Origin of the sequence: Aeromonas sp. 19NY04SH05-1, assembly GCF_040581895.1 — a bacterium.
Lineage (GTDB): Bacteria > Pseudomonadota > Gammaproteobacteria > Enterobacterales > Aeromonadaceae > Aeromonas > Aeromonas enteropelogenes.
On record NZ_CP095328.1, the window covers coordinates 4,607,501 to 4,628,579 of the forward strand.

23 protein-coding genes (1 of these 23 only partly in view) are annotated in these 21,079 nt (G+C 58.6%); 4 read left to right on the forward strand and 19 right to left on the reverse strand.

The annotated features are described in order from the left end of the window. The 4 genes in view from MRK42_RS21340 to MRK42_RS21355 are tightly spaced (each overlapping or abutting the next) and all read right to left on the reverse strand, a layout consistent with a single transcriptional unit that may run on beyond the window. A protein-coding gene (locus tag MRK42_RS21340) for a biopolymer transporter ExbD (RefSeq protein ID WP_011707897.1) crosses the window boundary here: on the reverse strand, positions 1-30 show its 5' portion. 372 nt of this gene lie to the left of the window's left edge; 30 of the gene's 402 nt are visible here — the first part of the coding sequence; its start codon is at positions 28-30; its stop codon lies off the left edge, out of view. After that, positions 27-554, reverse strand: a complete 528-nt coding sequence (locus MRK42_RS21345; protein ID WP_354688676.1) for a MotA/TolQ/ExbB proton channel family protein — start codon at positions 552-554, stop codon at positions 27-29. Before MRK42_RS21345 ends, MRK42_RS21340 begins: the two co-directional genes overlap by 4 nt. Beyond that, positions 551-1,858 carry a MotA/TolQ/ExbB proton channel family protein gene (locus tag MRK42_RS21350; protein ID WP_354688677.1) on the reverse strand — a complete coding sequence of 436 codons (1,308 nt, stop codon included), beginning with the start codon at positions 1,856-1,858 and terminating at the stop codon, positions 551-553. The genes MRK42_RS21345 and MRK42_RS21350 overlap by 4 nt, the downstream gene beginning before the upstream one ends. Beyond that, positions 1,855-2,616: a DUF3450 domain-containing protein gene (locus MRK42_RS21355; protein WP_216993348.1), complete on the reverse strand. Its 762-nt coding sequence runs from the start codon at positions 2,614-2,616 to the stop codon at positions 1,855-1,857. The genes MRK42_RS21350 and MRK42_RS21355 overlap by 4 nt, the downstream gene beginning before the upstream one ends. A gap of 210 nt (positions 2,617-2,826) precedes the next feature. Between MRK42_RS21355 and MRK42_RS21360 the strand changes: the two genes are divergently transcribed. Next, positions 2,827-3,603 (forward strand): LuxR family transcriptional regulator, encoded by a 777-nt coding sequence (locus MRK42_RS21360; RefSeq protein ID WP_026456834.1) that lies wholly within the window; start codon positions 2,827-2,829, stop codon positions 3,601-3,603. A gap of 69 nt (positions 3,604-3,672) precedes the next feature. On the opposite strand, the gene glmS is transcribed toward MRK42_RS21360, so the two are convergent. Beyond that, positions 3,673-5,505 carry a glutamine--fructose-6-phosphate transaminase (isomerizing) gene (gene glmS / locus MRK42_RS21365; RefSeq protein WP_354688678.1) on the reverse strand — a complete coding sequence of 611 codons (1,833 nt, stop codon included), beginning with the start codon at positions 5,503-5,505 and terminating at the stop codon, positions 3,673-3,675. Positions 5,506-5,562: 57 nt separating this feature from the next. Continuing rightward, entirely contained in the window at positions 5,563-6,336 is a 774-nt protein-coding gene (locus tag MRK42_RS21370; protein WP_042073506.1) for a DeoR/GlpR family DNA-binding transcription regulator, read from the reverse strand. A gap of 122 nt (positions 6,337-6,458) precedes the next feature. Between MRK42_RS21370 and blrA the strand changes: the two genes are divergently transcribed. The 3 genes from blrA to creD all read left to right on the forward strand — a co-directional run bounded on the left by blrA (position 6,459) and on the right by creD (position 10,107). Beyond that, positions 6,459-7,133, forward strand: coding sequence for a beta-lactam response regulator transcription factor BlrA (gene blrA, locus MRK42_RS21375; protein ID WP_354688679.1), 675 nt, complete (start codon positions 6,459-6,461; stop codon positions 7,131-7,133). A gap of 37 nt (positions 7,134-7,170) precedes the next feature. After that, positions 7,171-8,592, forward strand: a complete 1,422-nt coding sequence (gene blrB, locus MRK42_RS21380) for a beta-lactam sensor histidine kinase BlrB (RefSeq protein WP_354688680.1) — start codon at positions 7,171-7,173, stop codon at positions 8,590-8,592. A 144-nt stretch (positions 8,593-8,736) separates the two neighbouring features. Then, positions 8,737-10,107, forward strand: a complete 1,371-nt coding sequence (gene creD / locus MRK42_RS21385) for a cell envelope integrity protein CreD (protein WP_354688681.1) — start codon at positions 8,737-8,739, stop codon at positions 10,105-10,107. 52 nt (positions 10,108-10,159) lie between these two features. Here creD and glmU read toward each other — a convergent pair whose 3' ends face one another. From glmU to rsmG, 13 genes are all read right to left on the reverse strand, one after another. After that, positions 10,160-11,521: a bifunctional UDP-N-acetylglucosamine diphosphorylase/glucosamine-1-phosphate N-acetyltransferase GlmU gene (glmU, locus tag MRK42_RS21390; protein WP_354688682.1), complete on the reverse strand. Its 1,362-nt coding sequence runs from the start codon at positions 11,519-11,521 to the stop codon at positions 10,160-10,162. A gap of 95 nt (positions 11,522-11,616) precedes the next feature. Continuing rightward, a complete protein-coding gene (locus MRK42_RS21395) occupies positions 11,617-12,045 on the reverse strand; it encodes a F0F1 ATP synthase subunit epsilon (RefSeq protein WP_026455855.1) in 429 nt (142 codons plus the stop codon). Between the two features lie 18 nt (positions 12,046-12,063). Continuing rightward, complete coding sequence (gene atpD / locus MRK42_RS21400) at positions 12,064-13,452, reverse strand: F0F1 ATP synthase subunit beta (RefSeq protein ID WP_026455856.1); 1,389 nt, start codon at positions 13,450-13,452, stop codon at positions 12,064-12,066. Positions 13,453-13,485: 33 nt separating this feature from the next. Then, complete coding sequence (gene atpG / locus MRK42_RS21405; RefSeq protein ID WP_026455857.1) at positions 13,486-14,352, reverse strand: F0F1 ATP synthase subunit gamma; 867 nt, start codon at positions 14,350-14,352, stop codon at positions 13,486-13,488. 42 nt (positions 14,353-14,394) lie between these two features. Next, positions 14,395-15,936, reverse strand: a complete 1,542-nt coding sequence (gene atpA, locus MRK42_RS21410) for a F0F1 ATP synthase subunit alpha (RefSeq protein ID WP_026455858.1) — start codon at positions 15,934-15,936, stop codon at positions 14,395-14,397. A 15-nt stretch (positions 15,937-15,951) separates the two neighbouring features. Continuing rightward, complete coding sequence (gene atpH / locus MRK42_RS21415; protein ID WP_026455859.1) at positions 15,952-16,485, reverse strand: F0F1 ATP synthase subunit delta; 534 nt, start codon at positions 16,483-16,485, stop codon at positions 15,952-15,954. A 13-nt stretch (positions 16,486-16,498) separates the two neighbouring features. Next, positions 16,499-16,969 carry a F0F1 ATP synthase subunit B gene (atpF, locus tag MRK42_RS21420; RefSeq protein WP_026455860.1) on the reverse strand — a complete coding sequence of 157 codons (471 nt, stop codon included), beginning with the start codon at positions 16,967-16,969 and terminating at the stop codon, positions 16,499-16,501. A 55-nt stretch (positions 16,970-17,024) separates the two neighbouring features. Further along, positions 17,025-17,267: a F0F1 ATP synthase subunit C gene (gene atpE / locus MRK42_RS21425; protein WP_005307205.1), complete on the reverse strand. Its 243-nt coding sequence runs from the start codon at positions 17,265-17,267 to the stop codon at positions 17,025-17,027. Positions 17,268-17,325: 58 nt separating this feature from the next. Then, positions 17,326-18,108: a F0F1 ATP synthase subunit A gene (gene atpB, locus MRK42_RS21430; protein WP_042025369.1), complete on the reverse strand. Its 783-nt coding sequence runs from the start codon at positions 18,106-18,108 to the stop codon at positions 17,326-17,328. Between the two features lie 8 nt (positions 18,109-18,116). Beyond that, positions 18,117-18,527, reverse strand: coding sequence for an ATP synthase subunit I (locus tag MRK42_RS21435; protein WP_042025370.1), 411 nt, complete (start codon positions 18,525-18,527; stop codon positions 18,117-18,119). A 190-nt stretch (positions 18,528-18,717) separates the two neighbouring features. Continuing rightward, positions 18,718-19,626, reverse strand: coding sequence for a ParB/RepB/Spo0J family partition protein (locus tag MRK42_RS21440; RefSeq protein WP_354688683.1), 909 nt, complete (start codon positions 19,624-19,626; stop codon positions 18,718-18,720). Continuing rightward, positions 19,623-20,426 (reverse strand): ParA family protein, encoded by an 804-nt coding sequence (locus tag MRK42_RS21445; RefSeq protein WP_026455863.1) that lies wholly within the window; start codon positions 20,424-20,426, stop codon positions 19,623-19,625. The genes MRK42_RS21440 and MRK42_RS21445 overlap by 4 nt, the downstream gene beginning before the upstream one ends. A 26-nt stretch (positions 20,427-20,452) precedes the next feature. Next, positions 20,453-21,079 carry a 16S rRNA (guanine(527)-N(7))-methyltransferase RsmG gene (rsmG, locus tag MRK42_RS21450; protein WP_042073499.1) on the reverse strand — a complete coding sequence of 209 codons (627 nt, stop codon included), beginning with the start codon at positions 21,077-21,079 and terminating at the stop codon, positions 20,453-20,455.

Below are 21,079 nucleotides of genomic sequence, written 5' to 3' on the forward strand. Positions count from 1 at the left end.
ATCACGCTGGCGTTTGGATTGCCGTCTCATTGTATTTTCTCTTCTCGCAGGCCGTCCCGGGTCTTGGCCAGCGCTCGCTTGGCCTGGCTCTCGAGCCGACTGAGTAACAACACGCCGGAGAGGGCCACCACCATGCCGGCCATGGTGGGAATGGTGGCGCGGGAGATCCCGCCCGCCATGCTCTCGGGGTTAAAGCGGTTGGCCGCTGCCAACGCATCGAATATGCCTATCATGCCGGTCACTGTGCCGAGCAGACCCAGCATGGGGCAGAGCACCACCAGGGTGCGGATGAAGATCAGATGTCGGTTGAGTGCAAGCTCCGCCTGGGCCAGCCAGCGGCCACGAATGGCCCTGGCATGCCAGCTATGACGCTCGCTGCGCGCCTGCCAGCGAGTGAACAGCTGGTGCTGCAGTGGGCCAAAACCCAGACTGAGGTAGAGCAGCCGCTCGATCATTAGAATCCACATCAACACCAGCAGGGCCAGAATGACCCAGAGCACGGGACCACCTCGGCCCATGAAACTCTGCAGCTGCTGCCAGATGTCGAACATCATGCCGCTCGCTCCATCCCTTGCAGGTTGCTCTCGGCACGTTCTGCCAGAATGCCGGCCACCTGTTGCTCCAGCACATTGGATAGTTCGCTGAAACGGGATTGCAGCAGGCTGTGAGCCAGGATCAGCGGAATGGCTGCCACCAGCCCCTGCACCGTAGTGACCAGGGCCATGGAGATGCCGCCGGCCATGATCTTGGGATCGCCGGTGCCGAACTGGGTGATGGCCTGGAAGGTGCCGATCATCCCGGTCACGGTACCGAGCAGACCCAACATGGGGGCGATGGCCGCGATCACCTTGACCATGCCGATACCGCGCTCGAGACGGGGTGTCTCCTGCAGGATCGCCTCATCGAGACGCAGCTCCAGCGTTTCCATGCTCAGTTCGGGATGCTGATCCGCCACCGTCAGTACCCGGCCAAGGGCATTGTCGGCGTGGTATTCACCCTGCTTGAGCTGGCGACGCACCAGGGTCAGCTCGCGGGTCAGAGTCCACAGCCGTACCGCAGCGATGCCAAGGCCGGTGAGGGCCAGCAGCACGATAATGGCGCCAACCTGTCCCCCCTGCAGAACCTTCTGCCAGAAGGTAGGAGTCTGGGCCAGCATTTCGAGCAAGGTGCCGTGGGAAGGATCCAGCGGCAGTGCTTCTCCCTCCTGGCCCTGATAAGACGCCAGCTCGGAGTGTACGCTGTCGGGCAGACCCAGCACCGGGCTCAGCCCCTCTGCGGTCGGTTGCAGGAAGCCCGTATCGCCAAACAAAGCAAAGCTGCCTAACCGGCTCAGCGACTGCGCGCTGGCATTTCCCTGAGCGTCGAGCACCTTGCCGTTGAACTGGGCTACCCGACCCGATTCACGGATCTCCTGTAGCAAAGTCGCTGGCAACAAGGCGAGGGCGGCGCGATCCGGTACATCCTTGTCTTGTGCCATGGCTTTCAGAGGAGCAAGGCGATCCGGATATTGTCCCTGCACTGCCGATTCGGAGAGCAGCTTGACCGCCTCGCCAGCTCCCTGGCGGACAACCGCGAAGATCTCGTTCATGTCACCGGAGGCCTGCTCCCACTGGCCGTTGAGTTCGACCAGCTGTTTTTCATTGCTGGCAAACTGGCTGGCCAGCTGCTTGCTGAGGTTCTGGGCTTCGGCCAGCCTGGCACGGGCGCGATTCAATTCGCCGGAAACTGCCGCCAGATCCTGTTGTGCCTGCTGCTCGCGCGCCTGTTCCTGCAGTTGCCACTCATCATTGGCAATGGCGGCATTGGTCCCGAGGGAGAGGGCGATAACAAGGGGAAACCACTTCATGGCGACGCTCATGATTGGGCCTCCTGACTACGGCTGACAGACAGGGGGACATTCAACAATTGCGGTACCTTCTTGTCGGCAGCGATATCCAGGGCATCGGCAATGGGGGAAAGCCACTGGCCATCAAGGGCTTGCCACTGTTTGTTCTCGACAGACCAACGCCAGGCCTGGCTGCGATCCGCAGTCATGGCCAGCAGGGCCACGCGGCCTACCGCCAGTACATCGACCCGGCGCGAGGCACCGTCCAGGGCGATCTCGGTGGAGTAACTGTCCATCCGGCTGCCATATTCGGCTTCGATCTGGTAGGCCTGCAGCAGCTGGCGAAACTTCTCGGCCTCGCTCACATCGGCTCTGGCCATGGTGGCTTTCAACTGTTCGACTCGCGCCACACGCTCTTCCTTGCGCAGCGGAATATCCTCTTGCACCAGTTGTTCCAGATCGGCCTGCATCTGCAGCATCAGGGGGATCAGGCCCTGACGGGTCTCTTGTACCGCATCCAGCTGACGAGTGAGCTTGTCCAGCTCATTTTGCTGATCGGCCACCAAAGACTGCATGTAGCGGTTGTAGGCTTCCAGATCCCGCAGTTGCAGCTGGGCATTTTGCAGCTCCAGTCGAGCGGCAACGGCCGCATCGGCGGCTTTTTCCACCCGCTGCTGGGAGGCTTTTCCGGCAGCAATGCTGTTTTTCAGGGAGGGCGCAACCAGATCATCGGCACTGGCAGCGAAGTGAACTGTTAATGGCAACAGGGCCAAACCCCAATACTTGTGCATGATATAATTCTTAACAATGATAACTATTCTCATTGTCTCAGAGAGTGGGGACAGTATCAATCAGAGGATTTCCTTGGCCTTCGACGGCAAAAAACAGGATAATTTTTAAACACGCACGGAATAATGGCATTGGATGCCATCTCAAAAATTATAAATAACTAGAAAAATCTTTTCGGTCAGACGGATAGCTGGTCGAGAGAGGAGAAAGTCATGCTCAACGATGCGATCTGGGAACACATAGACCAGTTCACCAAGGCCACCAAAACCAGCGACATCCAGCAACTGCTGGAGCGTTTTAGTCATCAGATGGGCTTTGATTACTTCCGGCTGCTGATTATTTTCCCCATCAGCATGCAAAAATCCCACGTGGCACTTTTCAACAACTGCCCGACCAGCTGGTTCGATGCCTACAGCGAGAATCAGTATCTGACCCAGGATCCGGTCGTCTATCTGGGATTGAAGCAGACCCAGCCGATCTTCTGGAACAAGCTGGATTGCGATTCTCCCTGGTTGCCCAGTGCCAGCCGGGATGTGATGAACCTGGCGGCGGACTTCGGGGTGCGCAACGGTGTCTCCTTCCCGCTACACACTCCGCAGGGGGAACATGGCATCCTCTCATTCATCACCAAGGACAAATCCAATTCCGACCTGATGTTTGAAAACGTTCCCCTGCTCTCTTTCTGTGCCAGTTACATCTTCAATTCGGCACTGCAATTGATCAAAAGCCGGCCGGACCTGATGAGATACCTGACCGAACTCTCCGATCGGGAGAAGGAGTGCCTGTTTTGGGCCAGCGAGGGCAAAACCTCCTGGGAGATCGCCACCATCCTTGGTATCAGCGAGCGGACGGTCAACTTCCACCTCACCCAGGTCACCAACAAGACCGACTCGAAGAACCGCAGTCAGGCCATCGCCAAGGGGATCACCAGCGGCATCATAGTGCCCTCACTGGATGAGGTGACCATCACCAACCTGCGGCTGTCATGACGCCTGCCTGACAACACAGCCAATAAAAAAGAGCCGCATAGCGGCTCTTTTTTCATTCGTGGCAATGGCTTATTCCACGGTCACGGATTTGGCCAGGTTACGCGGCTGATCCACGTCGGTGCCCTTGATCAGGGCCACGTAGTAGGAGAGCAGCTGCAGCGGCACGGTATAGACGATGGGCGCGATCACCTCTTCCATATGGTTGAGGTTCATCACCCGCATGGTCTCGTCGCTCTTGAAGCCGGTCTCGGCGTCCGCGAAAACGTAGAGGATACCGCCGCGGGCACGCACCTCTTCCACGTTGGACTTGAGCTTCTCCAGCAGGTCGTTGTTCGGCGCCACCACGATGATGGGCATCTCGGCATCGATCAGGGCCAGCGGGCCGTGCTTGAGCTCACCGGCGGCATAGGCCTCGGCGTGGATGTAGGAGATCTCCTTGAGCTTGAGCGCCCCTTCCATGGCGATGGGGTACTGATCGCCACGGCCCAAGAACAGGCTATGGTGCTTGTCGGCGAACTCTTCGGCCAGGGTCTCGATCTGCTTGGCGAGCGACAGGCTCTCCTTGATGCGCTGGGGCAGCGCCTGCAGGGACTTGACCAGGGCGGCCTCGGCGGCGGCGTCCAGGTTGCCGCGGCAGCGGCCGATGGCGGCCACCAGCATCAGCAGGCCGGCCAGCTGGGTGGTGAAGGCCTTGGTGGAGGCCACGCCGATCTCGGCGCCGGCACGGGTCATGAAAGCCAGATCTGACTCACGTACCAGGGAGGACCCCGGCACGTTGCAGATGGCCAGCGAGCTCATGTAGCCGGAGGCCTTGGCCAGACGCAGGGCTGCCAGGGTGTCGGCGGTCTCACCGCTCTGGGAGAGGGTGATGAGCAGGCTGTTGGGACGCACCACCGACTTGCGATAGCGGAACTCGGAGGCGATCTCCACGTCGCAGGAGACGGCGGCGATGGACTCGAACCAGTAGCGGGCCACCATGCCGGAGTGGTAGGAGGTGCCGCAGGCGACGATCTGGATGTGATCGACCTTGTCGAAGATGGCGCGCGCGCCGTTGCCGAAGGACTCGACCACCACGTGATCGATGCCCAGGCGCCCGTCCAGGGTCTGGTTGATGGCGGCCGGCTGCTCGTGGATCTCCTTGAGCATGTAGTGACGGTACTCGCCCTTGTCACCGGCATCGTGGGAGATGTCGGACTCTTTCTCCTCGCGCACCACCGGCTGGCCGTCGATATCGAACACCTGCACGTCGCGGCGGGTCACCTCGGCAACATCACCCTCTTCCAGGAAGATGAAGCGGCGAGTTACCGGCAGCAGGGCCAGCTGGTCGGAGGCGATGAAGTTCTCGCCGATACCGCGGCCGATAACCAGGGGGGAGCCGGAGCGGGCCACCACCAGACGGCTGTCGTCACGGGTATCCATCACCACGGTACCGTAGGCGCCACGCAGCTGCTTGACCGCCTTTTGCATGGCGGTGATCAGGTTCGGCGCCTCTTTCAGCTCATGGTGCACCAGGTGGGCGATCACCTCGGTGTCGGTGTCGGAGGTGAATACGTAGCCAAGCTCTTTCAGGCGATCGCGCAGGGGCTCGTGGTTCTCAATGATGCCGTTGTGCACCACCACAATATGCTCGGAGACGTGAGGGTGGGCATTGCGCTCGGAGGGCTCGCCGTGAGTGGCCCAGCGGGTGTGGGCGATACCGGTGCCGCCGTGCACGGACTGCTCTTCCAGGGCCTTGGCCAGCTCGGCCACCTTGCCAAGGCGGCGCACCCGCTGCAGGGGGTGCTGGGCGCTGAACACGGCCACCCCGGCCGAGTCGTAGCCGCGGTACTCGAGGCGGCGCAGCCCCTCGACCAGGATTTCAGCCACATCACGCTGGGCAACAGCCCCGACGATGCCACACATAGACTTCTCCTTGAGACGTAAAAACGAAACTTCGTTTGGATAATTCAGACTTCAATATCAGCCTGCAACAGGGGCACAGATCAGTGTCACCCCTTTGGCTTGAATCAGTTCACGGGCCTCGGCAGCCAGCCCGTCATCGGTGACCAGGGTCTGGATACTTGACCAGGGCAACTCGAGATTGGGGATCTTGCGACCAATCTTCTCGGACTCGACCATGACGATCACCTCCCGCGATACCTCGGCCATCACTCGCGACAGCCCCACCAGCTCGTTGAAGGTGGTAGTGCCGCGTTCCGGGTCTATGCCATCGGCGCCGATAAACAGCTGGTCGAAGTCGTAGGATCGCAGCACCTGCTCCGCCACCTGACCCTGGAAGGACTCGGAATGAGGGTCCCAAGTGCCTCCAGTCATTAACAGGGTAGGCTCATTTTCCAGCTCGCGCAGGGCACCGGCCACATTGAGAGAGTTGGTCATCACAATGAGGCCGCGCTTGTTGCCGAGCAGCGGGATCATGGCGCTGGTGGTGCTGCCGCTGTCGATGATGACGCGGTTGTGATCGCGGATCCGCTCCGCGGCGGCACGGGCGATTGACATCTTTCGGTTCGAAACTTGCTCCGGATTGGACTCCACCACCATCTCGCTCGGCAGGGGCACGGCACCCCCATAGCGGCGCAGCAACAGGCCGCCGGTTTCCAGCACCGCCAGATCCTTGCGAATGGTCACCTCAGAGGTGGAAAAGTGTTTGGCGAGGGCATCGACACTGACCTCACCCTGTTCGTTAACCAGCGTCACTATGGTGTGACGACGCTGCTGGGTATTACGTTTAGTCATCTTTAAGTTTCGATTCGAAAGAATGTCGAAATATTAGTGCCTTTTTGGCAAAAATCAAACAGCAAATAGGATCCAATTTAGTTAGGTGCCAGAATGAGGTGCCGACTTGCGACGAGGATGCCATGCAAAAACGACTCATCTGGCTGGTAGAAGATGAAGCCAGCATTGCCGATACCCTGATCTATGCCCTGCAAACCGACGGGTTCGAGGTGGAGTGGTTCATGCTGGGCCAGCAGTTGCTAACTAGGCTGGCACAGGTACAACCCGATTTTCTGATTCTCGATGTGGGACTGCCCGACATTAGCGGGTTCGAGCTGTGCAAGCAGGTACGGGCCCGCAGCGATGTACCCCTGATGTTTCTGACTGCCCGCAGCGAGGAGATAGACCGCCTGATCGGGCTGGAGATAGGGGCCGACGACTATGTGGCCAAGCCCTTCTCTCCACGGGAGGTATGCGCCCGGGTGCGAGTCATTCTGCGCCGCAGCCAACCGACGGCCCCCAAGCAGAGTGCAGCTCTGACTCTCGATGAAGAGCGGGCCCGCATTCACTTTCATGGCCAACCACTTATGCTTACCCGCTACGAATACCTGCTGCTCAAGACGCTCATCCAGTCACCTGGGCGAGTCTATTCGCGCCAGCAGCTGATGGATCTGGTGTGGCAGGATGCGGAGGAGAGCCTGGATCGCACCGTCGATACCCACATCAAGACCATCCGCGCCAAGCTGCGAGATCAGGACCCGGATGCCAACCTGATCCTGACCCATCGCGGACTGGGCTACAGCCTGGAGCTGGCATGAGAACAAGAGTGCAACGGCGGCAAGACAGGGAGCGGATATGAGACTGGGGCTGCAACTGCTGTGCGGACTGCTGCTGATCTTCGCACTGGCCGCCTGGTTCGTGATGGAGATCTTCGTCGAGGAGATCAAACCTGGCGTACGCAGCGCCACCGAAGATACCCTGGTGGACATGACCCAACTGCTGGCGCCACTGGCGCTCGACGATTTGCAGGAGGGCAATATGATGAACGGGCGGCTGGCCAGTGCCTTTGCCCGACTTAACCAGACGCCCATCAATGCCCTGATCGACGGTCATCTCAAGCAACAGGCCGAGTACCGCATCTATGTAACCGATGCTCATGGCGTAGTGATTTACGACTCCGACGGGACGGATCTGGGCAAGGACTACTCCCGCTGGAACGACGTCTACCTGACCCTTCGCGGTGAATATGGCGCCCGCAGCACCCGCACCGATCCCGATGATCCCGCCAGCTCGACCATGCATGTGGCGGCTCCCCTGCGGGATGGGGATAACATTATCGGCTCCCTCACCGTCGCCAAACCCAACCGCACCCTGATGCCAGCCATCAAACGGGGGGAGCAGGAATTGTTGCGCGCCGGGGGTCAGATGCTGCTTGTCTCCTTGCTGATCGGCAGCCTGCTGGTGTGGTGGCTCAACCGCTCCATCGGCAAGCTGGTGCACTACGCCGATTCGGTCAGCAAGGGGGAGGCGGCGCCCTTGCCACGGCTGCATACGGTCGAACTGGATCGCCTCGGTCATTCCCTGGAAACCATGCGCCACCAGCTCGATGGCAAACGCTATATCGAACGTTACGTACATGCCCTGACCCACGAGCTGAAGAGCCCGCTGGCCGCCATTCGCGGGGCTGGGGAGATCCTGGCCGAAACGCCGCCCCCCGAGGTGGCCAGCCGTTTCATCGGCAACATCAACCAGGAGACGGCCCGCATGCAGCAATTGATCGAACGCATGCTGCAACTGGCCAGACTGGAGTCGGGGCAGGGGCTGGATCGCCAGCCGGTGGAGCCGGCAAGCCTAGGCAAACGCGCCCTCGACGCCCGCCAGATCATCGCCCAGCGCCGCCAGGTCAGGCTGGTGAGCGAACTGGCCAGCGTTCCCAGACAGAAGTGGGATCCCCTGCTGGTGGAGCAGGCGATTGGTAACCTCTTGGACAATGCCATCGACTTTTCCCCCGCCGAGGGGGTGGTGACCCTGAGCGGTACCCGCCTGGATGGCGGCTATTGCTTTCGGGTTTGCGACCAGGGGCCGGGCATTCCTGACTATGCCCTGCCTAGGATCTTCGAGCGTTTCTACTCCCTGCCTCGTCCCGACAGGGGCAAGAGCAGCGGCCTTGGCCTCAGCTTCGCCCATGAGGTGGCCCACCAGCATGGTGGCCGCCTGACACTGGTCAATCGTCAGCAGGGAGGCGCCAGCGCCGAGCTCTGGTTGCCACTCGCCTGACCGCGCTCCCGCCGCTTTGTATTTCGCATGCAAAGCGGCGCCCGATACCGGTTTTTTTGTCTTCCTTCACAGTAGCTTCACACAGCCCCATCTCCCCTTCACCCGTGCACGGCACACTCGCCCCATTCAACAAGGAGAGGTGTCATGGTCAAACAGATATTCAGCCACAAGATCGTCCTGCTGCTGTTGCTCAGTCTGCTGCTGATGGTGCCGGTACACTCCATCATGGAGCTGAACCGGGAGCGCCAGGCCTACCGCAGTCAGGCTATTCACAGCATCATGGCCAGCAGCAGCGGCCCGCAACGCCTGCTCGGCCCCGTCCTGGTGCAGCCTTATACCCGCACCGTCACGGTGGAGCAGGATGGTAAGCGCTTCGAACGCACCGAACAGCTTTACCGTTATCGGCTGCCCGAACAGCTGAACGTGCAGGCTGGCATGGCGGTCACCCCGCGCAAGCTCGGCATCTATCAGGCTCAGGTTTATCAGACCCGGCTCTCCCTCTCCGGACATCTGCCAACCGGGAAGGACGACAAACCACAGGAGTTCGATGACACGGATCCCACCCTGGTGGCTGGCAACCCTTATCTGAGCCTGGTGCTATCCGATGCCCGCGGCATCAGCAGTGTGCCTGCGCTGCAACTGGGCAAACAGCGGATCCCGTTTGCCCCTGGCGCCAGGCTCGGGGACAAGCTGGCCGGCATCCATGCACCGCTGCCAGCCTTGGCTGATGACGAGGGTATCTTTCATATCGAGCTGGATCTGCAGGGGATGAATGCGCTGGAGGTGGTGCCCCTCGGCCAGGACAGCAAGCTGAATCTGAACGGCAACTGGCCCCATCCCAACTTCATCGGCGACTTTCTACCGGCCAGTCGCACCCTCACCGAAAAGGGGTTCGACGCCAGTTGGCAGAGCAGCTGGTTTGCCACCGATATGGAGAGCCGCTTCAACCGGATGATGAAGGGGGAAGGGGATCCGCTGCCCGCCTTCAGCGTCAGCTTGGTACAACCGGTGGATCACTATCAGCTGAACGAACGGGCGGCCAAATATGCCCTGCTGTTTATCGGTCTCACCTTCATCAGCTTCTTCATGTTCGAACTGCTTAAGGGATTGCGGGTACACCCGATCCAGTACGCCCTGGTGGGCATGGGCTTGGTCATCTTCTATCTGGTACTGCTGGCGCTGACCGAACATCTGGGTTTTGCCCTGGCCTATCTGATCGCTGGCCTCGCCAGCGTGGCCCTCAACGGCTTCTACCTCAGCCATGTGCTGGGTGGGCCCAGACAGGGGATCGGCTTCGCGGTCCTGCTGGGGCTGGTCTACGCCATCCTGTTCGGGCTGCTGCAGGCCGAAGAGATAGCCCTGCTGCTCGGCGCCCTGCTGTTATTCGCCATCCTGGCGCTGATCATGGTACTGACCCGCAAGCTGGACTGGTATCAGGTGATGGACTATGACACCCCCACCACCGTCTGGGCAGCCCCCCTCCCATCGACGAGTAACACCAGCCATCAGCCATAAGTCCAAAAAAACCGGCGCCATCAGGCGCCGGTTGCATTTTATTGATCGGGCATCACTTTTTCTTGACCGGGCGAGCCCAGTTCTTGATGTGACGCTGGGGTACCCGGGTGATCACCAGCTCGTTCTCCGCCACATCCTTGGTGATGGTGGAGCCGGCCCCCAGGGTGGCCCCCTTGCCGATGCGCACCGGCGCCACCAGCTGGGTGTCGGAACCGACGAAGACGTCATCCTCGATAATGGTCTGGAACTTGTTCACCCCGTCGTAGTTGCAGGTGATGGTACCGGCACCGATATTCACCTTGGCACCGATTTCGGCATCCCCCAGATAGGTCAGATGACCACACTTGGAACCAACACCCAGCCGCGCCTTCTTCATCTCGACGAAGTTGCCGACGTGGGCGTCCTGCTCCAGCACCGCGCCCGGGCGCAGGCGGGCAAACGGACCGACCGAGCATTGATCAGCCACCTGGGCGCCCTCGATGACGGAGTAAGGCTTTACCTCGGTGTGATCGCCGATCACGCAATCTTTCAGCACGGCTCCCGCGCCGATGCGCACATGGTTGCCCAGCGTCACCTTGCCTTCGATGATGACGTTGACGTCGATCACCACCTCTTCACCGATTTCCAGTTCGCCGCGCAGATCGAAACGGGCCGGGTCGATCAGGGTGGCACCGGCGATCATCAGCTTCTCGGCCTGCATCTGCTGGTAACTGCGCTCGAGTGCCGCCAGCTGAACCCGGTTGTTGGCCCCTTCCACCTCCGCAGCACGATCCGGATGAACGGCAGCGATGGGGCAACCATCGGCATGAGCCATGGCGATGACATCGGTCAGGTAGAACTCACCCTGGGCATTCTTGTTGTCCAGACGGGATAGCCAGCTGCGCAGCTGGGCGCCGCTCGCCACCAGCACACCGGTGTTTACTTCACAAATAGCAAGCTGCTCGGCATTGGCATCCTTCTGCTCGACGATACCGACCACCTGGCCGTTGTCGCGCACGATGCGGCCGTAGCCGGTGGGGTTGTCCAGCACCACGGTCAGCAGCGCCATGCCGCCCTCCACCTTGGCGGCCAGCAGCCGTTGCAGGGTCTCGGGTTGGATCAGCGGGGTGTCGCCATACAGCACCAGTACGTCATCTTCGTCGTTCCAGAACGGGATGGCCTGTGCCACCGCATGGCCGGTCCCCAACTGCTGCGCCTGCAGCACCCAGTTCACATCGGCGGCCTGGATCCGCTCCTTCAGCAGCTCGGCACCGTGGCCATAGACCAGATGCAGCTGCTCGGCGCCGACCTGACGGGCAGTATCGATCACATGGGAAACCATGGGTTTGTTGGCCACCGGGTGCAGCACCTTGGGCAGGGAAGAACGCATGCGGGTACCTTTACCCGCCGCCAGGATCACGACGTTGAGAGACATGGCTTCAACCTTGAACTTGTGTGGAAATACCCGGCGGAGTCTATCCAACGGGCAAAAAAAAAGCGACCCGCAGGTCGCTTTTTGCATCACCGTTATCAGCGGTAATTCTTTTTGACGATATCGATGACCCGCAGTTGGGCCATCGCCTTGGCCAGCTCGGTAGCGGCCTGGGCGTAGTCGATATCACCATGGGAGCTGTGGATCCGCTCTTCGGCCGCACGTTTGGCTTCCTGGGCTTTCGCCTCATCCAAATCGTCGGCACGAATCGCGGTGTCCGCCAGCACGGTCACGGATTCAGGTTGTACTTCCAGCATGCCGCCGGAGATGTACAGCACCTCTTCAGTTCCGTTCTGCTTCACCAAGCGGACCAGGCCCGGCTTGATGGCAGTCAGCAACGGAGCATGACCGTGGCGGAGACCCAACTCACCTTCGGAGCCTGTTACCTGAGCGGATTGCACGCGACCGGAAAACAGTTTTCCTTCGGCGCTCACCACGTCCAGGTGAAAGGAGATCATCTCTGCCATGGGCCCTCCAGTCGAGGCTTACAGTTTCTTGGATTTCTCGACGACTTCGTCGATACCGCCAACCATGTAGAACGCCTGCTCGGGCAGATCGTCATACTCGCCTTTCAGGATGCCCTGGAAACCACGGATGGTCTCTTTCAGCGGCACGTATTTGCCCGGAGAACCGGTAAACACTTCTGCCACGAAGAACGGCTGGGACAGGAAACGCTCGATCTTACGGGCACGGGCTACGGTCAGTTTGTCTTCTTCTGACAGTTCATCCATACCCAGGATGGCGATGATGTCCTTCAGCTCCTTGTAGCGCTGCAGTACGGTCTGAACGCCACGAGCGGTCTCGTAGTGCTCCTTGCCAACCACCAGCGGATCCAGCTGACGGGAGGTGGAGTCCAGCGGGTCAACGGCCGGGTAGATACCCAGAGCCGCGATCTGACGGGACAGTACGACGGTCGCATCCAAGTGGGCGAAGGTGGTCGCCGGAGACGGGTCGGTCAAGTCATCCGCAGGCACGTAAACGGCCTGTACGGAGGTGATGGAACCAGTCTTGGTGGAGGTGATGCGCTCTTGCAGAACACCCATCTCCTCGGCCAGGGTCGGCTGGTAACCTACTGCGGAGGGCATACGGCCCAGCAGTGCGGATACTTCGGTACCGGCCAGGGTGTAACGGTAGATGTTGTCCACGAAGAACAGCACGTCACGACCTTCGTCACGGAACTTCTCGGCCATGGTCAGGCCGGTCAGCGCCACGCGCAGACGGTTTCCGGGCGGCTCGTTCATCTGACCGTAAACCAGAGATACTTTGTCCAGTACGTTGGACTCCATCATCTCGTGGTAGAAGTCGTTACCCTCACGGGTACGCTCACCCACACCGGCGAACACGGAGTAACCGCTGTGCTCGATCGCGATGTTACGGATCAGCTCCATCATGTTTACGGTTTTGCCTACACCGGCACCACCGAACAGACCGACCTTACCACCCTTGGCGAACGGACATACCAGGTCGATAACCTTGATGCCGGTCTCCAGCAGCTCGGTGCTGTTGGACTGATCTTCGTAGCTGGGGGCCTCACGGTGGATGGACCAGCTCTCTTCTTCACCGATCGGGCCTTTCTCGTCGATTGGCTCGCCCAGTACGTTCATGATCCGACCCAGGGTCGCAGTACCGACCGGAACCTGGATGGATTTACCGCTATTCATTACTTCCAACCCACGACGCAGACCGTCGGAGGAACCCATGGTGATGCAACGAACGACGCCGCCACCGATCTGCTGCTGAACTTCCAGCACCAGACCCTGGCCTTGACCTTCGCTGACGACCTTCAGAGCATCGTACACCTGGGGCACGGCATTCTGCGGGAACTCGATGTCCACCACAGCGCCGATGATTTGGACGATGAAACCGTTACTCATGTCAAATCCTCTAAACCTTTGATAACCCTTGCCTTACACCGCAGCAGCACCGGAAACGATCTCTGTGAGCTCCTGGGTAATACTGGCCTGACGGGCCTTGTTGTATACCAGTTGCAGATCGTTAATCAGGTTGCCGGCGTTGTCAGTCGCGGCTTGCATGGCAACCATTCGGGCTGCCTGTTCACTGGCCAAGTTTTCCACTACGCCCTGGTACACCTGGGATTCGACATAACGAACCAGCAGGGTATCCAGCAGCTTCTTGGGATCCGGCTCATAGAGGTAATCCCAGTGGTGTTTCTTGACCAGCTTGCTGTCTTCAGTTACGGGCAAAGGCAGCAGTTGATCGACCCGTGGTTGCTGCACCATGGTGTTGATGAACTTGTTGTACACCAGATACAGCCTGTCAATCTCACCGTTGTCGTAAGCCTTCAGCATGACCTTGACTGAACCAATCAGGTCATTGACGCTCGGGTTATCGCCCAGTCCTGCGACGTGAGCTTTCACCTTGGCGCCGTGCCGTTCAAAGAAGTTGGAGGCTTTGTTGCCGATCAGGGCCAAGTCAACCTTGGCTCCTTTCGCGCTCCATTGCTTCATATCATTGAGGGCAGCCTTGAACAGGTTGATGTTCAAACCGCCACACAGGCCACGGTCGGTGGAGACGACGATGTAACCCACTCGCTTGACCTCACGTTCGATGAGGTAGGGGTGCTTGTATTCCAGGTTCCCCTGAGCGATATGGCCGATCACCTTGCGCATGGTTTCAGCGTACGGACGGCTGGCAGACATGCGATCCTGCGCACGGCGCATCTTGCTTGCTGCCACCATTTCCATAGCGCTGGTGATCTTCTGAGTGTTTTTCACACTCCCGATCTTGTTACGTATCTCTTTTGCGCCGGCCATCTCTTCTCTCCATCAGGTGGCAGCTTGCGCTGCCACACACGCTTACCAGGTCTGGGTTGCCTTGAAGTTATCCAGCAACGCAGTCAGCTTGCCAACGATCGCGTCGTTGTAGTCGGCCTTGGCATTGATTTCAGCCATCAGCTCGGCATGCTGGGTATTGGCGTAAGAGAGCAGAGCGGCTTCGAAGTCGAGGATCTTGTTCAGTTCGACATCGGAGAGATAGCCTTTTTCCGCAGCGAACAGCACCAGAGACTGGTGAGCCACGCTCATCGGAGAGTACTGCTTCTGCTTCATCAGCTCGGTCACTTTCTGACCGTGGTCCAGCTGCTTGCGAGTCGCGTCATCCAGGTCGGAAGAGAACTGGGCGAATGCGGCCAGTTCGCGGTACTGGGCCAGCGCGGTACGGATACCACCGGACAGCTTCTTGACGATCTTGGTCTGGGCAGCGCCACCCACACGGGACACGGAGATACCCGGGTCAACCGCAGGACGAATACCGGCGTTGAAAGACTGGGAAGTCAGGAAGATCTGGCCATCGGTGATGGAGATCACGTTGGTCGGTACGAACGCGGAAACGTCGCCGGCCTGGGTTTCGATGATCGGCAGGGCGGTCAGAGAACCGGTCTGGCCTTTCACTTCACCCTTGGTGAACTTCTCAACGTACTCTTCGTTGACGCGAGCAGCACGCTCGAGCAGACGGGAGTGCAGATAGAAAACGTCACCCGGGAATGCTTCACGTCCTGGCGGACGGCGCAGCAGCAGGGAGATCTGACGATATGCAACGGCCTGCTTCGACAGGTCATCGTAAATGATCAGGGCATCTTCACCGCGGTCACGGAAGTATTCACCCATGGAGCAACCGGAGTACGGAGCCAGGTATTGCAGGGCAGCCGCTTCGGACGCAGAAGCCACCACCACGATGGTGTTGGCCAGAGCGCCGTGCTCTTCCAGCTTGCGCACCACGTTGGCGATGGTGGAGGCCTTCTGGCCGATCGCAACGTAGACACACTTAATGCCGGAGTCTTTCTGGTTGATGATGGTGTCAATCGCAATGGCAGTTTTACCTACCTGGCGGTCACCGATGATCAGCTCACGCTGGCCACGACCGATGGGGATCATGGCGTCGATCGCTTTCAGACCGGTCTGGACAGGCTGGTCAACAGACTTACGCTCGATAACGCCCGGGGCGATCACTTCTACCGGAGAGAAGCCATCGTGCTCGACCGGACCTTTACCGTCGATAGGCTGACCCAGGGTGTTGACCACCCGGCCCAACAGACCACGACCAACCGGCACTTCCAGGATGCGGCCAGTACCTTGTACTTTCATCCCTTCGGCCAGATCGGCGTAGGGACCCATTACTACGGCACCAACGGAGTCACGCTCCAGGTTCAATGCCAGAGCGAAGCGGTTACCCGGCAGCTCGATCATCTCACCCTGCATGGCATCGGCCAGGCCGTGGATACGAATGATACCGTCGCTCACGGAGACGATAGTACCTTCGTTACGCGCTTCGCTCTTTACATCAAACTGCGCAATGCGCTGCTTGATCAGCTCGGCGATTTCAGTGGAATTCAGTTGCATGCTCTAATACCCCAATCAAGATTGCAGCGCGTCAGCCATGCGATCCAGCTTGCCGCGGACAGTGCCGTCGATAACCAGATCACCGGCCTTGATGAGCACTCCGGCCATCAAGGACGCATCAATGCTGCAATTCAGCTTCACTTTGCGCGCGAGACGTTGTTCCAGAGAAGCCTGAATATTGGCTTTCTGCTGGTCGGTCAGTTCGATCGCCGAAATCACGTCAGCCTGAACTTCTTTATCCAGTTCAGCCTTGAGCACCACAAATTCGGCAACGACCGCCGGCAGCACACCCAAGCGACCATTCTCAGCCATCACCCGGATCAGGTTCTGGCCATGCTCGTCGAGTTGCTCACCGCAGATGCTGACAAACAGTTTTGCCAGTTCTTCGGCAGCCACAGAGCCGTTTACCAGGGAGTGGATGGTCTCGTTCTTCACGACTTCCGCCGCGAAGCTGAGCATCCCCAGCCACTGATCAACCGCCTTGTGCTCAACGGCAAACTCGAAAGCAGCCTTGGCGTAGGGGCGAGCGATTGTAGTCAGTTCAGACATAGCCCCGTTCCCGTTACAGTTCTGCTACCAGTTTGTCGACGATGTCGCTGTTGGCAGCCTGGTCGATTTGGCGCGCCAGGATCTTCTCTGCACCAGCTATGGCAAGAGTTGCAACCTGCTTGCGCAGTTCTTCTTTGGCACGATGACGTTCAGCTTCAATCTCGGCACGGCCTTGAGCCAGGATTTTTTCCCGCTCGGCCTGGGCCCCGACAGTTGCCTCATCAATGATCTGGGCCTTGCGTTTGTTGGCCTGTTCAATGATTTCAGCAGCCTGGAGCTTGGCTTCTTTCAGCTGATCGACGGCGTTGGCCTTGGCCAAATCCAGATCTTTCTTGGCTCGTTCGGCAGAAGAGAGACCGTCAGCAATGGCTTTCTGACGGGCTTCGATGGCAGCCATCAGCGGCGGCCATACGTACTTCATGCAAAACACTACGAAGAAGAAAAAAGCAATTGCTTGGCCGAGGAGGGTGGCGTTGATATTCACAGCCGATGTCCTCTTTAGTTAGTTAATGGGTTATGCCTGGAGATGTCGTATCGACTTAGCCAGCAACCGCAAACATCACGTACAGACCCAGACCAACGGCGATCATCGGAATCGCATCCACCAGACCCATTACGATGAAGAACTGGGTACGCAGAACAGGGATCAGATCAGGTTGACGAGCAGCACCTTCCAGGAACTTACCACCCAGAATACCGATACCGATGGATGCACCGATAGCAGCCAGACCCATCATCATTGCAGCAGCGATGTACAGCAGGTCCATGTTCAAGTTTTCCATGAGGATCTCCATTTATTAAGATGTAATTGATTGTATAAAAAGGATTATTTGAGTTGCATCAACCATGATCTTCCTGCGCCATCGACAGATACACGATGGTCAGAACCATGAAGATAAACGCCTGCAAAGTGATGATCAGGATGTGGAAGATTGCCCAAGGCACGGACAGAATCCACTGTGACCACCAGGGTAACAAACCCGCAATCAGGATAAAGATCAGTTCGCCAGCATACATGTTGCCGAACAGTCGAAGACCCAGAGAAACAGGTTTGGAAATCAGCGTAACAGTTTCCAGGATGAGGTTAACCGGGATGGCCGCCGGGTGGTTGAAAGGCTGAAGCGTCAGCTCCTTCACAAACCCGCCGATTCCCTTGACCTTGATGCTGTAATACAGAATCAAGAAGAACACGCCCAAAGCCATGGACATGGTGATGTTAACGTCAGCAGAGGGAACCACACGCAGATAGGGAATACCCATCAATTGTGCAGCGTGGGGGATAAAGTCAACGGGGATCAGATCCATCAGGTTCATCAGGAAGATCCACACAAACACCGTCAGGGCCAAAGGTGCGATGACCTTGTTTCGACCATGAAAGATGTCCTTGACGTTACCACTCACAAACTCGACCAGCATCTCCACAAAGCACTGCAGCTTACCCGGTACCCCGCTGGTAGCCTTGACGGCGACACGGCGGAACAACCAGATAAACAGGGCGCCCAACAGAACAGAAAATACCATTGAGTCGATATTGACTGTCCAGAACCCAGACCCGACTTGCAGGTGGGTCAAGTGGTGGGAGATATATCCCTGAGGAGTCAGGACTTCTCCGGTTGCAGACATGAGTTTTCCTAATAGTGGTTGTTAAGTGTGAATGAGACCATCCACTGTACAACGAGGGCGAGGATATAAGTGGTGAAGAACGAAGCGGCATGCACTTCAACACCTGCACCAAACAGCAGGCCAAAGAGTCCTGTTGTAGTTATGAGCTTAATCCCTGCCCCACCATAAAAGTCCCGCAAGACCAGGCCTACACTCTCGGCATCCACCTTGCGGCGCAATACCCAGACCGTAAACAGGGCTTGAGGAACCCAGTACATCCCCCCTCCATAGAGGGAGGAGTAACCAGCGCTGGCGCCAGTCAGGTAATACCAGACGGCACTCATCGCCAGGATCAGGACCAGCTGACAAACGAGCATAACCAAGGCCAGTGTCAAACCTTCCAAGGCTATTTTCTGCTTCACCAACGTACCCCTGAACATTACAGAACTGTAAAAAATCGGGATCCGAAGACCCCATGTTAACAGCTCTTAAAGCCGGTCAAATTATACCCTTGAGGGCAGCTATTGCAATATGACAAAAATCCTTATTTTTTGCGGCTTTCAGCGCTAAATTCAGGTTATGTACATATCAAAAGGAATGGATGTTTTATTACTACAAAAAGCGTAAAAATCACGATTCCGACACGCCAAAATAGCCCAATATACGGTCCAAATCGGACAAGTTCTCGTAACTAATTACTAACTTTCCGCTATCCCGCTTGCCAGGCTGAAGTTGTACCTGATTACCAATTTTTTCCGCCAGCTGGCGTTCCAGGTAGCCAAACTGGGGATCGCGTGCCGTTTCCACCCTGACTTTTTCCGGCTCCAACGCCTTTTTCACCAGTTTCTCGGTATCTCGCACGGTCAACCCTTTCTGGGCAACCAGCTTGGCCAGCTCGGACTGAGCCTGGCCGCTCAGGGCCAGCAGGGCACGGGCATGGCCCATGTCGAGATCGCCGTGTTCGACGAAGCGCTTCACGTCATCGTTGAGCTGGTTGAGGCGCAGCAGGTTGGTGACCGTGGTGCGAGACTTGCCTACCGCCTCGGCCACCTGCTGGTGGGTGAGTTCGAACTCGGTCAGCAGCCGCTGCAGGGCGACCGCCTCTTCGATGGCATTGAGATCTTCGCGCTGGATGTTCTCGATGAGGGCGATGGCCACCGCCGACTCGTCGGGCACATCCTTGACGATACAGGGAACTACTTCGAGACGGGCCAGTTGGGAGGCACGCCAGCGTCGTTCCCCGGCGATGATTTCGAAAGACTTTTCGGCGACAGGGCGCACCACGATGGGCTGGATCACCCCTTGGGCGCGGATGGAATTGGCCAGCTCTTCCAGAGCATCCTGCGACATATCCTTACGCGGCTGGTACTTGCCGGAGTGCAGCCACTCCACCGGCAGCTTGCGCAGCTCCCCCTGGTTGGCGGGGGCCATGGCCTGCTCGGTGCGCTGATCGCTCATCACCTGTTTCTGGCGGGCAGCCGTGCTGGTACTGAGCAGGGCATCCAGCCCCTTGCCCAGACCACGTTTTTTCAGAGTCATATGCTCTCTCGGTCTGCGATGGTCGCCTGACGCTCCTGTTCCTGGCGGCGCAGTATCTCGCCGGCCAGCGCCAGGTAGGCCTTGGCGCCCACCGATGATTTGTCATAGTGCATGGCCGGGGCACCGAAGCTCGGCGCCTCTGCCAGTCTTACGTTGCGGGGGATGATGGTGCGGTAGACCCGGTCACCGAAATGCTGTTTTAGCTGATCGGACACATCATTGGCCAGCCGGTTGCGGTGATCGAACATGGTGCGCAGCACCCCTTCGATCTTGAGATCCGGATTGACCACGGCCGCCAGCTTGCTGATGGTATCGACCAGGGCGGTGAGCCCTTCCAGCGCGTAATATTCGCACTGCATGGGCACCAGCACCGAGTCAGCGGCCGCCATGGCGTTCACCGTCAGCATGTTGAGAGAGGGCGGACAGTCGATGAAGACGTAGTCGTACTTGTCCCGTACCGAGGCCAGCGCGTTGCGCAGGCGGATCTCGCGGGCGAAGAATTCCATCAGACGGATTTCGGCCGCCGTGACGTCGGCGTTGGCGGCGATCAGGTGATAGCCCCCGGTGGTTTCGGGGATGATCACCTCGCCGATGGGGGCATCTTCGATCAGCAGCTCATAGGCGGTGCGCTCGACATCGTACTTGTCGACACCACTGCCCATGGTGGCATTGCCCTGCGGATCCAGATCGATCACCAGCACCTTGCGCCGGGTGGCAGCCATGGAGGCGGCCAGGTTCACACAAGTGGTGGTTTTACCCACCCCACCCTTCTGGTTGGCTATGGCGATGACTTTTCCCACACGATCCCCTAATTGATACTGCGACCCTATTCGGGCTGGATATGTTTGAATTCCAGCAGGTGACGTTCCCCTTCCAGTTCCGGCACCCGCAACTCGTGACAGGCTACCAGACGGATATTGGCAGGCAACTGGGCCAGCTCCTGTTCGGGATATTGTCCCTTGAGGGCCAGGAAGCTGCCCTGTGCTGACGGCAGATGGTGACACCAGCTCAGCATGTCTTCCAGCGAGGCGAAGGCCCGGCTGAGCACACCGTCAAATCCCTGTTCGGGTTGATACTCTTCCACCCGGGATTTGACTGGCGTGACGTTGGTCAACCCCAGCTCCAGAATGACCTGGCGGATGAAGTTGATCCGCTTGCCCAGACTGTCGAGCAGCACGAACTGCTTGTCCGGATTGATGATCGCCAGCGGCAGGCCAGGCAAGCCGGGGCCCGTGCCCACGTCGATGAAGCGTTCCCCGTGCAAGTGGGGACTCACCACCAGGCTGTCGAGAATATGCTTGACCAGCATGGCATCCGGATCACGCACCGAGGTGAGATTGTAAGCCTTGTTCCACTTGTGCAGCAACTCGACCAGCTGCACCAATTGGCTCTTTTGGGTATCGGTTATAACAATTCCGGCCTGCATGAGCAGGCCGTTCAATCTTTCCAACAT